Source organism: Mesorhizobium sp. 01N446 (assembly GCF_056399285.1).
Map to the genome: position 1 here is coordinate 56,097 of NZ_JBFTRA010000004.1, position 13,351 is coordinate 69,447.

Sequence of the window (13,351 nt, forward strand, 5' to 3'; positions counted from 1 at the left end):
TGTCGGTTCCTCAGCGTCAGGCTTAACCTGCACGGCCATCGCGTGGAGGCGCGCGGCCAATCAAGGGGAGGACATTGCAGTGACCATACAAGGCGCTTCGCCTGACCTGTACAACGAGGATCTCGCTCCGGCCAAGGTTCGAAACTGGGGACCGTTCTCGATCTTCAACGTCTGGACATCGGACGTCCACAGCCTGTGGGGCTACTATCTCGCCGCCAGCCTGTTCCTGTTCTGCGGCGGCTTCGTCAATTTCATCGTCGCCATCGGCATCGGCTCGCTGATCATCTACGCGCTGATGAACATGGTCGGCTATGCCGGCGTGAAGACCGGCGTGCCCTACCCCGTGCTCGCGCGCGCCTCCTTCGGTATCTGGGGCGCCAACATCCCGGCACTGGTGCGCGCCATCGTCGCCTGCTTCTGGTACGGCGCGCAGACCGCCGCGGCTTCCGGCGCCATCGTGGCATTGCTCACCCGCCTGCAATGGTTCGACGAATTCAACAAGACCTCTCATCTTCTCGGCCATTCCACGCTGGAAGTGATCTGCTTCGTCATCATCTGGGCGCTGCAACTGCTGATCATCCAGAAGGGCATGGAAACGGTGCGCCGCTTCCAGGATTGGGCGGGGCCCGCCGTCTGGGTGATGATGCTGCTCCTGGCCATCTATCTCTGCGTCAAATCTGGGAGTTTCGCCTTTACCAGCGACATCCCGATGGACGTGCTGCGCGAAAAGACCGCCGATGCCGGCATTCCGGGCGACCCCGGCTCGTGGACGGCACTCTTCGGGGTCGCGGCGATCTGGGTGACCTATTTCTCGGCGCTCTATCTCAATTTCTGCGATTTCGCCCGCTACGCGCCGGACAAGGCCGCGCTGCGCAAGGGCAACATCTGGGGCCTGCCGGTCAATCTGATCCTGTTCTCGCTCGTCGCCGGCGTCACCACCATTGCCGCCTATGACGTCTATCACGAAGTGCTGCTGCACCCGGACCAGATCTCGGCCAAGTTCGACAGCTGGTTCCTGGCGGCACTCGCCGCCCTGACCTTCGCGGTTGCCACGCTCGGCATCAACGTCGTCGCCAACTTCGTCTCGCCAGCCTTCGACTTCTCAAACGTCTTCCCGCGTCAGATCGACTTCAAGAAGGGCGGCTACATCGCAGCGCTTATCGCACTTGTGCTTTATCCCTTCGCGCCGTGGGAAGGCAGCGCCGCGCATTTCGTCGGCATCATCGGCGCGACGATGGGGCCGATCTTCGGCGTGATGATGGTCGACTACTATCTGATCCGCAAAGGCGAGGTCGACGTCGAGGCGCTGTATCGCGAGGATGGCGAGTTCCGCTTCCAGGGCGGCTGGCACGTCAACGCCCTCATCGCCGCCGGCATAGGTGCCGTCTTCTCGTCGATCCTGCCGAACTTCACCAACTGGCTGCCGTCCTGGTGGGGCGTCTATGGCTGGTTCTTCGGCGTGGCGATTGCCGGCATCATCTACTACGTGCTGCGCACCGCCGCCGTGGGTGCGGGCGCCAAGACGGCAAAGGCTTGAAATTAGGCAGTAGGCAGTAGGGGTTAGGGAATACGACCCTTCCCTACTGCCCTACTGCCTACCATTTCCGCCAGCTTGCGAACCGTGTTCCAGTTGCGCGAGGTGCCGATGCCGAGGCGTTTGTGGTTCATTGCCGCCAGCAGCCGCGAGCTTGGTCTCTCGCGCGAAAAGACGACCCAGATGTCGCCGGCGAAAGGCAATACCTTTTCGTCCTCGGCGGCATAGGCTTGCAGCGCCGCGACGCCCTCCACAGGCGCGGGTTTGCGCATCACCCGCACAGCCACCTGGTCGCCTGCTTCGGCTGAATCCCCCGGGAACGGATTGCCGGCGGCAAGTTTGAGCCATTCCTCGGCACTGCGCACGATGATGTCGACATGGCGGCCGAAGGTTTTTTCGAAGGCCGTTTCCAGCCGCTGTTCCAGCTTGCCGCTATCGGTCGTCCGCGCTTCGAAGACGAGGTTGCCGGTCGCCACCAGCGTGCGAACATTCCTCAAGCCGAGGCCTTCCGCCATCGCCTTGAGGTCCGCCATGACCACCCGGCGGCCCTCGCCCAGGATGATGCTGTAGAGGAGCGCGACATAGGTCTGCACAGGAGAGGCCTCGCCCGGCGGTCGCCTACACCAATCGGCTCTGTTCCACCGCCGCCTCGATGAAGCTGGCGAACAGCGGATGCGGCTCGAGCGGCCGGCTCTTCAGCTCGGGGTGATACTGCACGCCGATGAACCAGGGATGGTCGGGATATTCGACCGTCTCCGGCAACACGCCGTCGGGCGACATGCCGGCAAACACCAGGCCGCAATCCTCCAGCCGCTCCTTGTAATCGATATTGACCTCGTAGCGGTGGCGGTGGCGCTCGGAAATCTGCGTGTCGCCATAGATGTCGGCGATCTTGGAGCCCTTGGCGAGGTCGGCCTGATAGGCGCCGAGACGCATCGTGCCACCGAGATCGCCGGTCTCACGCCGCTTCTCCAGCATGTTGCCTTTCAGCCATTCCGTCATCAGGCCGACGACGGGCTCCTCGGTCGGACCGAACTCGGTCGAAGAGGCATGCTCGACGCCCGCCAGCGACCGCGCCGCCTCGATGCAGGCCATCTGCATGCCGAAGCAGATGCCGAAATACGGCACCTTGCGCTCGCGGGCGAACTTCGCCGCCAGGATCTTGCCTTCCGAGCCGCGTTCGCCAAAGCCGCCGGGAACCAGGATGCCATGCACCTTCTCCAGCCACGGCGTCGGATCCTCCTTTTCGAAGATCTCCGATTCGATCCAGTCGAGCTTGACCTTGACGTGGTTGGCCAGCCCGCCATGCGAAAGCGCCTCGATCAGCGATTTGTAGGCATCCTTGAGGCCGGTGTATTTGCCGACGATGGCGATGGTCACCTCGCCTTCCGGATTGTGGATGCGGTCCGAAACCTTCTGCCAGGGCTCCATGCGCGGCTTGGGCGCCGGGTCGATGCCGAAGGCGGCCAGCACTTCCGAATCGAGCCCTTCCTTGTGGTAGGCCATCGGCACGTCGTAGATGTGCGGCACGTCGAGCGCCTGGATGACGGCGCTTTCCCTGACGTTGCAGAACAACGACAGTTTTCTGCGCTCTTCCTTGGGAATGGCCCGGTCGGCACGCACCAGCAGGATGTCGGGGGCGATGCCGATGCCGCGCAGTTCCTTGACCGAATGCTGGGTCGGCTTGGTCTTCAGCTCGCCCGCCGTCGGGATGTAGGGCATCAAGGTCAGGTGCACGTAGACGGCGTTGTTGCGTGGCAGATCGTTGCCGAGCTGGCGGATAGCCTCGAGGAACGGCATCGCCTCGATGTCACCCACCGTGCCGCCGATCTCGCACAGCACGAAATCATAGTCGTCATTGCCGTTGAGGACGAAATTCTTGATCTCGTCGGTAACGTGCGGGATGACCTGCACGGTCGCGCCGAGATAGTCGCCGCGCCGCTCGCGCTCGATGATGTTCTTGTAGATGCGGCCGGTGGTGATGTTGTCCTGCTGATTGGCAGAGCGGCCGGTGAAGCGCTCGTAATGGCCGAGATCGAGATCGGTCTCCGCGCCATCATCGGTGACGAACACCTCTCCATGCTGGTACGGCGACATCGTGCCGGGATCGACATTGAGGTACGGGTCGAGTTTTTTGATGCGTGCGCGATAGCCTCGCGCCTGCAGGAGAGCCCCAAGGGCCGCTGCGGCAATGCCTTTTCCAAGTGAGGAAACCACGCCGCCTGTGATGAATACATATCGCGCCATGGGAGTCATCGCTTAACGCGGCTGGATTGATTCCGCCAGAGAAAAAACCACCGCGAAGGTTTTTTCCCAAGATGGCGTCGGACCATGATCCCGAAGAGTGGGACCCGGCTTTCTCGGACAAGCTGTTTCCGTTTGTCCGAGGGATCACGACTGAACAGGCCTGGTCGTGATCGAGGCAAAACAAAAGGGCCGGCTGAGCCGGCCCTTTCGGCAGGATGATGGGGCCGTCAGATGATGACGACTTTGGTGCCGACCCTGACGCGGCTGTAGAGGTCCATGACATGCTCGTTGATCATGCGGAAGCAGCCATTGGAAGCGCTGGTTCCGATCGACTGCGGCGCGATGGTGCCGTGGATGCGCAGATGCGTGTCCTTCTTGCCGTCATAGAGGTAGATGGCGCGGGCGCCGAGCGGGTTCTGCCCACCGCCAGGCATGCCGTCCTTGTATTGGCCGTAATGCTTGGGCTCGCGCTTCTGCATGTCGAGCGTAGGGATCCAGCGCGGCCATTCCTGCTTGTCGCCGACCGCGACCGTGCCCTTGAACTGCAGGCCTTCACGACCGACCGCGATTGCGTAGCGACGCGCGGTCGAAAACGATTCGACGAGATAAAGCCGGCGCGCGCTGGTGTCGATGACGATGGTACCCGGCTCGTACCCGGTGAACTCGACATCCTGCGGCACGAATTCCGGCTTTACCTTGAACGGCTTCTTGGCGTCCTTCTTGGCGAGAGCCTGGTCGAGCGCCCGCGTCTCTGGCAGATAGCTGATCGACGATCCGGACGAGGTGCCGCCGAACAGGCCGGCGAAAAGGCCGCTAGCGCTCGGCTGCTTCTGGCCGATGACCTCGCTGCGAAGCTCACCATTGTTACCTGTCAGCGCGACATTCATCGCCTCTGCCGGAAGCGGCTCGGCCGACTGGATGGGGGTGATCGGTTCGACCGGCTCGATGACCTTGGTGGTCTTCTTGGCCGGCTTGGCGTCAGCCACTTCGGTGGTTGCGGAAGCGCTGCTCTTCCCCTTCTTGGCCAGGAAGGCCTGCCGTTCGGCGTCGGCCTTGGCCTTGGCCGCTTCGCGCATCGCCAGCTTCCTGGCTTCGAGCGCCTTGGCCTTGGCGTCTTCCTTGTCGGCAACGATCTTGGCCTCGATTTTCTTGATCTGGGCGAGATCGTCCGGTGTCGGGTTTTTCTTCTTCTTGAGAAGCCTCAACTGCGCCGCATCGCTCTTGACCGCGACGTGGATGGCGTCGGTTTTGTCGACCGACTGATTGGCGGCCAAATTGGACGGCACGCCGGCGAAAGCCGGGGAACTCAGGCCGAGTACGGCGCAAAGTCCCAGGAAAATGAAGCTGCGAAGCTGCATGGCGAAGATCCGATCGTTCAATGCTTGTTGCCCACGGCGTCGCCCGGCGTCCCCCAAGGACACCGAAAATGCCGCGCGCAATCTATAGTCGAATAAGCGCGGATGCCTCAAGCGCGAGACCGCGCTGCTGCCCGTGGAATCTTCGTGATCGCGCAGCATTTGCCGCGACTGTGTTCAAACGATCACAGGTCGCGGTTTGGACCAGATAGTGGTTACTGGTTCGGGACCTGCGGTGCCGCCGGGGCCGTGTTGGTGGCGCCGTTGGTTGCCGGCGGCGTCGCGCCAGAGGCCGGCGCGGTGGCCGGAGCTGCCGGCGCAGGCGTCGTCGCCGCGCCATTGCCCGACGGCGGTGTCGGGGTGGTGCTGCCGGCGGGCGCCGGGGTCGTCGTGCCGGGCAGCTGGTTGAGCACGCCCTTGCCGGCCCCGTACGACGTCGCGGGAACGCGGTCGAGAATGTCGATCGGCTTCTCGCCGTAGCGGGCGATGATCGACAAGGTCAGCGACGTGACGAAGAAAGCCGCCGCCAGGATCGCCGTCGCCCGCGTCAACGCGTTGGCAGCGCCGCGCGCCGTCATGAAGCCCGATCCGCCACCAATGCCAAGGCCGCCGCCTTCGGAGCGTTGCAGCAGCACCACGCCGACGAGGGCGAGCACGACCATGAGATGGATGACGATCAGTACGGTTTGCATAGTTTATCCTGGCAAGGCCTTGCCCGGCCGCGGACACGACCGGTGAATTGGAGGCGGCTCAATACAATGCTTTCACGGCATTTCCAAGCCCGTGGCCGGAATATGGGAAGCAACGCGCCCTTTGCAACGAATTTGGACGGGATGAGCCCCGTCTTTCGTCGTGAATCTAGCCTGAAATGCTGCGATAGGCCTCGGCGATACCGAGGAAATCGGCTGCTTTCAGGCTAGCGCCGCCGACCAGCGCGCCATCGACATTCCTGACGCCCAGCAGTTCCACCGCGTTGGACGGCTTGACCGAGCCACCGTAAAGAATGCGCATCTTGGCGGCAGGGGCACCAAGTTTCTCCGACAGCTTTTCGCGGATATGCGCATGCGCTTCGGCCACATCGGCGGCGGTCGGCGTCAGGCCGGTGCCGATCGCCCACACAGGCTCATAGGCAATGACGGTGTTGGATGGCGTGGCGCTCGGCGGCACAGAACCGGCGACCTGGCGCGACAGCACGTCGAGCGTGGCGCCCGCTTCACGCTGCTGCTGCGTCTCGCCGATGCATATGATGGCCACGAGCCCGGCACGCCATGCGGCGGCCGCCTTGGCCTGGACCGTCGCGTCGTCCTCGCCGCGTTGCTCTCGGCATTCGGAATGGCCGACAATGACATGGCTCGCGCCGGCGTCCTTCAGCATCTCCGCCGAGATGCAGCCGGTGTATGCGCCGCTTTCCTTGGTGTGGCAGTCCTCACCGCCGGCATGGACCGGCGTGCGCGACAGAATCTCCGCGGCATGGGAAAGCAGCGTCGCGGGAACGCAGACCAGCGCCTCGGTCTCCGCGTCGAGCCCGCTCATGAACCCGTTGCCGATCATCCTTAGCTCGTTCAGCGAGGCGCTGGTGCCGTTCATTTTCCAGTTGCCGGCGACAAGCGGGCGAATTCCTGGCGTCATGGTCTGCTTCTCCGGGCAATATCAGGCTCTGGCCCTCACTACCAAAATCAGGCCACAAAGCAATCGACAGTGGGCCGGAAGGGCGCTATTGCGCTTGTTTCAGACTCGGCGCATGCGAAAATGCGCATAAATCGGAAGTAACGATGCTTGGCATATTGAGAAGCGCGGCGGGTACATGGGTCGCGAAGACATTGCTTTCGCTGCTGGTGGTCAGTTTCGCCGCCTGGGGCATCTCCGGGCGGCTGATGGGCGGCTTTGCCGGCCACGATTCGGTGATAACGGCAGGCGGCACCAAGGTGTCGATCAACGAATACCGCCTCGCCTATGATCGCCAGCTCGCCGTGATGTCGCAGCAGTTCGGTCAGCGCCTCACCCACGAACAGGCAAAGGCGCTTGGCATCGACAACCAGGTCCTGGCTCAGCTTGTCTCCGGCGCCGTTCTCGACGAACAGGCGCGCAAGCTTGGCCTTGGCCTGTCCAAGGACCGGCTGGCGGAGCTGACGCGCGAGGATCCGGCGTTCAAGGGCCCAGGCGGCGAGTTCGACAGGAGAACATTCGAATACATGCTGCGCCAGGTCGGAATGCGGCCCGAGGATTACCTGAAGAACCGCGCGCAGGTGGCGGTGCGCCAGCAGATCGTCGAGGCGGTCTCGGATGGCCTCAAGGCGCCGGACGCTTTCTTCAAGGCGGTCGCGCTCTACCGCGGTGAGGACCGCACCGTCGACTATCTGGTCTTGCCAAAGACGCTCGTCGAGCCGATCGAGGCACCGAGCGACGGCGTGCTTCAGGCCTATTTCGAGGCCAACAAGAAGACCTACGCTGCACCCGAGTACCGCAAATTCTCCTATGTCCGCCTCGAACCGGCGGACATCATGGATCCGACCGCCGTTACCGACAGCCAAGTCAGCGACGACTACAACAAGAACAAGGCGCGCTACACCACGCCCGAAATGCGCACGATCGAGCAGCTTGTGTTCAAGACCCCGGATGCGGCCAAGGCCGCGCTCGATTCGCTCAAGGCCGGCGCCACTTTCGAAAAGCTGGTGACCGCCGAAGGCAAGACGCCTGCCGACACGCTGCTAGGCACGTTGGCCAAGGACAAGATCGCCGACAAGGCGGTTGCCGATGCCGCCTTCGCGCTCAACGCCAATGAAGTCAGCCAGGTCGTCCAGGGCGCCTTCGGTCCGGTGCTGCTGCGCGTCACCGAGGTCAAGCCCGAGGTGGTGAAGCCGCTCGCCGAAGTGTCCGACCAGATCCGCAAGGACTTGGCGCTGGGCGAGGCAAGCCGCATCCTTCTGGATGTGCATGACAATTACGAAGACACCCGTGCTTCCGGCAGTTCGCTGGCGGACGCTGCCGCCAAGCTGAAGCTGAAGGACGTCACCATCGACGCCATCGATCGCAGCGGCCAGAGGCCGGACGGCTCGATCGTCAAGGATCTGCCGGAATCGCCCGCGCTGATCAAGGCGGTCTTCGACGCCGAACCCAACACCGAAAACGAAGCCCTGACCACGGCCGACAACGGCTTTGTCTTCTATGAGGTTGCTTCGATCACGCCGGCGCGCGACCGCACATTGGACGAGGTTCGCCAGAAAGTCGTCGCCGACTGGACTGCGGCCGAGGCCACAAAGCGGCTCGCCGCCAAGGCGAGCGAGCTCGACAAGCGGCTCAAGGCCGGCGCCACGCTCGATGTCATCGCCGGTGATCTCAAGCTGGAGAAGCAGACCAAGCGGGGCCTGAAGCGCGAAGCCGACGATGCCGACTTCGGCAAGGAAGGTGCTGCCGTGATGTTCGGCGTCGGCGAAGGCGGCACCGGCTTGATCCCCTCGCCCACTGGTGACGGGCAGATCCTGTTCAAGGTCGCCGAAGTGTTCGAGCCTGCCGGAGCCGATGCCAGCTCGGTACCGGAGGACGCGCAGAAATCCTTCACCTCCGGCATGTCGGACGATCTGCTCGACCAATTGGTGGCGCAGTTGCAGACGCAGTATGACGTCCGCATCGACCAGGCCGCCGTTGCCCAAGCCTCGACAAGATGAGCGCGCTGAAAACCCATATCGCCAAGGTGGCGGCAGGCACCGCGCTTTCCTTCGAGGAAGCGCGCGAGGCCTTCGACATCATCATGTCGGGCGACGCGACCCCCGGGCAGATCGGCGGCTTCCTGATGGCGCTGCGCGTACGCGGTGAAACGGTGAGCGAGATTTCTGGCGCCGTCGCCACGATGCGGGCCAAGATGCTGCGCGTCGAGGCGCCTGCGGGCGCCATCGATATCGTAGGCACGGGCGGCGACAATTCCCACAGCGTCAACATTTCGACGGGGTCGGCCTTCGTCATCGCCGCCGCCGGCGTACCGGTCGCCAAGCACGGCAATCGCGGCCTGTCCTCGCTGACCGGCGCGGCCGATGTCCTGACCGCGCTTGGGGTCAAGATAGACATTGCGCCGGAGGCGATCGGCCGTTGCATCCACGAAGCCGGCGTCGGCTTCATGTTCGCGCCCGCGCACCATCCGGCGATGAAACATGTCGGCCCGACCCGCGTCGAGCTCGGCACCCGCACCATCTTCAACCTTCTCGGCCCTCTCTCCAATCCGGCTGGCGTCGTCAGGCAGATGGTCGGTGTGTTCCTGCCGGAATGGATCATGCCGGTGGCCGAGACATTGAAGGCGCTGGGCACCGAGCATGCCTGGGTCGTCCATGGCGATGGCTATGACGAAATCACCACCACAGGCGAGACGCAGGTGGCGGAACTGATCGGTGGCGAGATTCGCAGCTTCACGCTGACCCCCGAAGAGGTCGGGCTGAAGCGGCATACCAAGGACGAGTTGCGCGGTGGCGACGCTGCCTACAATGCCAAGGCCTTGCGCGACATGCTGGGCGGCGCTGTCGGCGCCTATCGCGACACCGTGCTGATGAATGCCGGCGCCGGGCTGGTGATCGCGGGCAAGGCGACGACGCTCGGCGACGGCATCGCGCTCGCGGCGCAAGCCATCGACAGCGGCCGGGCGCTGCAAGTGCTGGACCGGCTGGTCGAAATTTCCAACGGGTGAACCGTGTCTGACATTCTGCGCAAGATCGAGGCCTACAAGCGCGACGAGATCGCGGCGGCCAAGGCACTGATACCGCTGGCCGAGATCAAGGCGCGGGCGAAGGACGTCGAAGCGCCACGCGGTTTTCTCGCCGCACTCGAGGCCAAGCGCAGATCGGGCCGCTTCGCCCTGATCGCCGAAATCAAAAAGGCGAGCCCCTCCAAAGGGTTGATTCGTGCCGATTTCGATCCACCGGCACTGGCGCGGGCCTATCAACAGGGCGGCGCAGCCTGTCTTTCGGTATTGACCGATGCACCGTCCTTCCAGGGCGCGCCGGAATTCCTCACCAGGGCACGGGCAGCCGTCGCCCTGCCCGCGCTGCGCAAGGATTTCCTGTTCGATCCCTATCAGGTCTATGAGGCGCGCGCCTGGGGCGCGGACGCCATTCTCATCATCATGGCCAGCGTCGACGATGCCCTGGCGAGCGAATTGGAAGCGACTGCGTTCGAACTCGGCATGGATGCGCTGATCGAGGTGCATGATGAAGCCGAGACGCAACGCGCTCTAAAGCTGTCGTCGCGGCTGATCGGTATCAACAACCGTAATCTGAGAACGTTCGAGACCAGCCTCGAAACCTCCGAGCGGCTGGCAACGATGGTGCCGGCCGACCGCTTGCTGGTCAGTGAGAGCGGCATCTTCACCCATGATGACTGCCTCAGGCTGCAGAAGAAGGACATCGGCACCTTCCTTGTCGGTGAGAGCCTGATGCGGCAGGAAGATGTCACCGCGGCGACCCGCATCCTGCTGACGGGTAAGGCTTTGGCCGAGGCCATCTGACGATGACATCGGCCCTCACCCATCTCGGCGCGCAGGGCGAGGCCAATATGGTCGATGTCGGCGACAAGCAAGAAACGACCCGCACGGCGATCGCCGAAGGTTTCGTCTCGATGCAGCCCGAGACGCTGAAAACCATCCTTGCCGGCAACGCCAAGAAGGGTGATGTGCTCGGCACCGCGCGCATCGCCGGTATCATGGCGGCGAAGAAGACGCATGAATTGATCCCGCTCTGCCATCCGCTGCTCTTGACCAAGGTTTCCGTCGACATCGAGCCCGACCATGCGCTGCCGGGCTTGAAAGTCACGGCATTGGCGCGCGTCACCGGCAAGACCGGCGTCGAGATGGAGGCGCTGACCGCAGCTTCCGTTGCCTGCCTGACTATCTATGACATGGCCAAGGCCGTGGACCGCGCCATGGTCATCTCCGGCATCCGGCTGGTCGAAAAGACCGGTGGCAAGTCCGGCGACTACAAGGTAGGCGCCTGATGGCGCTGGTTCCTGTGTCGGAGGCGCTCGAGCGCCTGCTGGATGGTGCGGCACCCCTGGCGGGCGAAAGCGTTTCTCTCTTCGAGGCGGTCGATCGCGTGTTGGCGGAGCCTGTCGCGGCACTGCGCACCCAGCCGCCCTTCAATGCCTCGGCCATGGATGGTTACGCGGTCCGCACCGCCGACGTGGCGTCCGTGCCATCGAAACTCTCGGTCATCGGCATGGCGCCCGCCGGGCGCGGCTTTGACGGCACCGTCGGCGAGCGCCAGGCGGTGCGCATCTTCACCGGCGCGCCGCTGCCTGAAGGCGCCGACACCATCGTCATCCAGGAAAACGTCCGGGATATCGGCCGCGGTGAGATCGAAGTGATCGAACCGACGGCGGAGTGGCGCAACATCCGCCGCATCGGCCTCGACTTTTCCAAAGGCGACGTCCTGCTTGAAAGAGGCCGCCTGCTCGACCCGGCAGCGCTCTCGCTGACGGCATCGGCCAACCACCCCAGAGTGAGCGTGGTCAAACGGCCGCTGGTCGCCATCATCGCCACCGGCGACGAGTTGTTGCCGCCCGGCAGCGAGCTCGGACCGGACCAGATCATCTCATCCAACGCCTACGGCGTTGCCGCCGCCGCGCAATCGGTCGGCGCTCGCGCGCTCGATCTCGGCATTGCCGCCGACCGCAAGGGCGCCATCGCCGCGCTGGTCAAAAAGGCGGTCGCGGCCGGTGCGGATGTCATCGTCACGCTTGGCGGCGCCTCGGTCGGCGACCACGATCTTATCCATGACGTGCTGACCGGCGAAGGCATGACGCTCGGCTTCTGGAAGATCGCCATGCGCCCCGGCAAGCCGCTGATGTTTGGGCGCCTCGGCGCTATCAGGTGCATCGGCCTGCCGGGCAATCCGGTGGCAAGCCTGGTCTGCTCGCAATTGTTCCTGAAGCCGCTTCTGGCAAGGCTCGGCGGCCGCGATCATCGCCAGGACATACGCCAAGCACGATTGGGCGCCGCAATGCTGGCCAATGATCTGCGCCAGGATTATGTGCGGGCGGTGATCAGGGAAGACGATGGCGGACTGGTGGCGACGCCGTTCAGCATCCAGGATTCGTCCATGCTGAGGATGCTGGCCGATGCCAATGGCCTCATCGTGCGAGCGCCATTTGCCCCTGCATCCGCTGCCGGAGATTCCTGCAGCGTGCTGATGCTGCGCTGAAGATCAGCCACATAAGTAGCTGATAATACATAAATATCCGCTATTCCGAGATCAGGGTCCGCGTCAGCGCATGCACCGGATCGGCGAGGCCATCGACAATGTCGTAGTGATGCCGGTCGGGCTCGACCACGCAGCTGGTGGTAGCGCCGAGGCCGGTCCAGATATTGGCCAGCAGAGCATTCTGGCGCAGGAACTCGGAACGCTCGCCGCCGCCGGCCCAGCAGGTGATGCGGGCGCCGTCCTGGGGCCGCAGCAGCGCCGGGCTCTCGGCCTGGGCTTCAGCCTCGTCGATTGCCAGCGCCGCATTCATGCCGGTGCGCATCAGCGGGCGCAGGTCATGCAGGCCTGAAATCGAGACGACGTGGCGTATGCGCTTGGCCACATTGGCGGCTAACGGCGTCGTTGTGGTCACCATGCGGCTGGCGAGATGGCCGCCGGCCGAATGTCCGGTCAACATCAGCGGTCCGTCGACCATGGCCGCCACTTTTTCGATCGCCGCGCCGATTTCGCGGACGATACCCGCGATGCGTATGTCCGGGCACTGCGTGTAGGATGGCATCGCCACTGCGAAACCGCTGCTGACCGCGCCATTTGCAAGATGGGACCAATCGCTCTTGTCGGACTCCATCCAGTAACCGCCATGGATGAACACGACGAGGCCCTTTGGCGAATCTTTGGGAAGGAAAAGATCGAAGCGATTGCGCGGTCGCTCGCCATAGGCGACATCGATGCGTGCTCGCCCCTCAGCCGACAGCGCGTCGCGAAACGCCTGCGCCGGTTCTGCCCAGGCGGCCGGCCAACGATCGCTGCCGGCGATGTTGGCGCCGTTGGCGTAGGCGTTGTTCCAATCGGCTATGCGATGTCTAGGCACTGGCACCCTCCCCAAAAGCGCATCCGTTTGGCGCTAGCAATGGCTGTCACCATGCCATGCGTCAATGCGTCAGGGCAAAAACATTTTAGGCTTGAAACAAATTTCGACTGGTGCGATCCTCCCCCGAATAACAGCCGACAATGGGAGGTCTGCTGTGCTGTCCAAA

12 protein-coding genes are annotated in these 13,351 nt (G+C 63.6%); 6 read left to right on the forward strand and 6 right to left on the reverse strand.

Features of this window, described 5'->3' with window-relative positions:
- Positions 1-79 precede the first annotated feature (79 nt).
- Positions 80-1,537 (forward strand): NCS1 family nucleobase:cation symporter-1, encoded by a 1,458-nt coding sequence (locus AC1DPX_RS17185; RefSeq protein ID WP_477238333.1) that lies wholly within the window; start codon positions 80-82, stop codon positions 1,535-1,537.
- Positions 1,538-1,560: 23 nt separating this feature from the next.
- Here the strand turns inward: AC1DPX_RS17185 and AC1DPX_RS17190 are convergent, their stop codons facing one another.
- The 5 genes from AC1DPX_RS17190 to tpiA all read right to left on the reverse strand — a co-directional run bounded on the left by AC1DPX_RS17190 (position 1,561) and on the right by tpiA (position 6,765).
- Entirely contained in the window at positions 1,561-2,127 is a 567-nt protein-coding gene (locus tag AC1DPX_RS17190; RefSeq protein WP_202354372.1) for a DUF1697 domain-containing protein, read from the reverse strand.
- 25 nt (positions 2,128-2,152) lie between these two features.
- Positions 2,153-3,790: a CTP synthase gene (locus tag AC1DPX_RS17195; protein WP_115143350.1), complete on the reverse strand. Its 1,638-nt coding sequence runs from the start codon at positions 3,788-3,790 to the stop codon at positions 2,153-2,155.
- 218 nt (positions 3,791-4,008) lie between these two features.
- Entirely contained in the window at positions 4,009-5,139 is a 1,131-nt protein-coding gene (locus AC1DPX_RS17200; protein WP_477238335.1) for a L,D-transpeptidase, read from the reverse strand.
- A 212-nt stretch (positions 5,140-5,351) separates the two neighbouring features.
- Positions 5,352-5,828, reverse strand: coding sequence for a preprotein translocase subunit SecG (gene secG / locus AC1DPX_RS17205; RefSeq protein WP_477238337.1), 477 nt, complete (start codon positions 5,826-5,828; stop codon positions 5,352-5,354).
- 166 nt (positions 5,829-5,994) lie between these two features.
- Positions 5,995-6,765 carry a triose-phosphate isomerase gene (tpiA, locus tag AC1DPX_RS17210; RefSeq protein WP_477238339.1) on the reverse strand — a complete coding sequence of 257 codons (771 nt, stop codon included), beginning with the start codon at positions 6,763-6,765 and terminating at the stop codon, positions 5,995-5,997.
- Positions 6,766-6,908: 143 nt separating this feature from the next.
- Here tpiA and AC1DPX_RS17215 point away from each other — a divergent pair, with 143 nt between their 5' ends.
- The 5 genes from AC1DPX_RS17215 to AC1DPX_RS17235 are packed head-to-tail and all read left to right on the forward strand — an operon-like array spanning position 6,909 to position 12,314.
- A complete protein-coding gene (locus tag AC1DPX_RS17215) occupies positions 6,909-8,801 on the forward strand; it encodes a SurA N-terminal domain-containing protein (protein ID WP_477238341.1) in 1,893 nt (630 codons plus the stop codon).
- On the forward strand, positions 8,798-9,808 hold the full coding sequence (gene trpD, locus AC1DPX_RS17220) for an anthranilate phosphoribosyltransferase (RefSeq protein ID WP_477238343.1): 1,011 nt from the start codon (positions 8,798-8,800) through the stop codon (positions 9,806-9,808). Before AC1DPX_RS17215 ends, trpD begins: the two co-directional genes overlap by 4 nt.
- Positions 9,809-9,811: 3 nt before the next feature.
- Positions 9,812-10,624 (forward strand): indole-3-glycerol phosphate synthase TrpC, encoded by an 813-nt coding sequence (gene trpC / locus AC1DPX_RS17225; RefSeq protein WP_477238345.1) that lies wholly within the window; start codon positions 9,812-9,814, stop codon positions 10,622-10,624.
- A gap of 2 nt (positions 10,625-10,626) precedes the next feature.
- A complete protein-coding gene (gene moaC / locus AC1DPX_RS17230; RefSeq protein ID WP_477238347.1) occupies positions 10,627-11,109 on the forward strand; it encodes a cyclic pyranopterin monophosphate synthase MoaC in 483 nt (160 codons plus the stop codon).
- Positions 11,109-12,314 (forward strand): molybdopterin molybdotransferase MoeA, encoded by a 1,206-nt coding sequence (locus AC1DPX_RS17235; RefSeq protein WP_477238349.1) that lies wholly within the window; start codon positions 11,109-11,111, stop codon positions 12,312-12,314. Before moaC ends, AC1DPX_RS17235 begins: the two co-directional genes overlap by 1 nt.
- 40 nt (positions 12,315-12,354) lie before the next feature.
- Here AC1DPX_RS17235 and AC1DPX_RS17240 read toward each other — a convergent pair whose 3' ends face one another.
- Positions 12,355-13,185: an alpha/beta hydrolase gene (locus AC1DPX_RS17240; RefSeq protein WP_202354363.1), complete on the reverse strand. Its 831-nt coding sequence runs from the start codon at positions 13,183-13,185 to the stop codon at positions 12,355-12,357.
- Positions 13,186-13,351: the final 166 nt, after the last annotated feature.

Bases quoted from the DNA above. Each gene is read 5' to 3' on its own strand.
- AC1DPX_RS17200 (WP_477238335.1), bottom strand. From the start codon at position 5,139: ATGCAGCTTCGCAGCTTCATTTTCCTGGGACTTTGCGCCGTACTCGGC.
- AC1DPX_RS17195 (WP_115143350.1), bottom strand. From the start codon at position 3,790: ATGACTCCCATGGCGCGATATGTATTCATCACAGGCGGCGTGGTTTCC.
- trpD (WP_477238343.1), top strand. From the start codon at position 8,798: ATGAGCGCGCTGAAAACCCATATCGCCAAGGTGGCGGCAGGCACCGCG.
- tpiA (WP_477238339.1), bottom strand. From the start codon at position 6,765: ATGACGCCAGGAATTCGCCCGCTTGTCGCCGGCAACTGGAAAATGAAC.
- AC1DPX_RS17215 (WP_477238341.1), top strand. From the start codon at position 6,909: ATGCTTGGCATATTGAGAAGCGCGGCGGGTACATGGGTCGCGAAGACA.
- AC1DPX_RS17235 (WP_477238349.1), top strand. From the start codon at position 11,109: ATGGCGCTGGTTCCTGTGTCGGAGGCGCTCGAGCGCCTGCTGGATGGT.
- moaC (WP_477238347.1), top strand. From the start codon at position 10,627: ATGACATCGGCCCTCACCCATCTCGGCGCGCAGGGCGAGGCCAATATG.
- secG (WP_477238337.1), bottom strand. From the start codon at position 5,828: ATGCAAACCGTACTGATCGTCATCCATCTCATGGTCGTGCTCGCCCTC.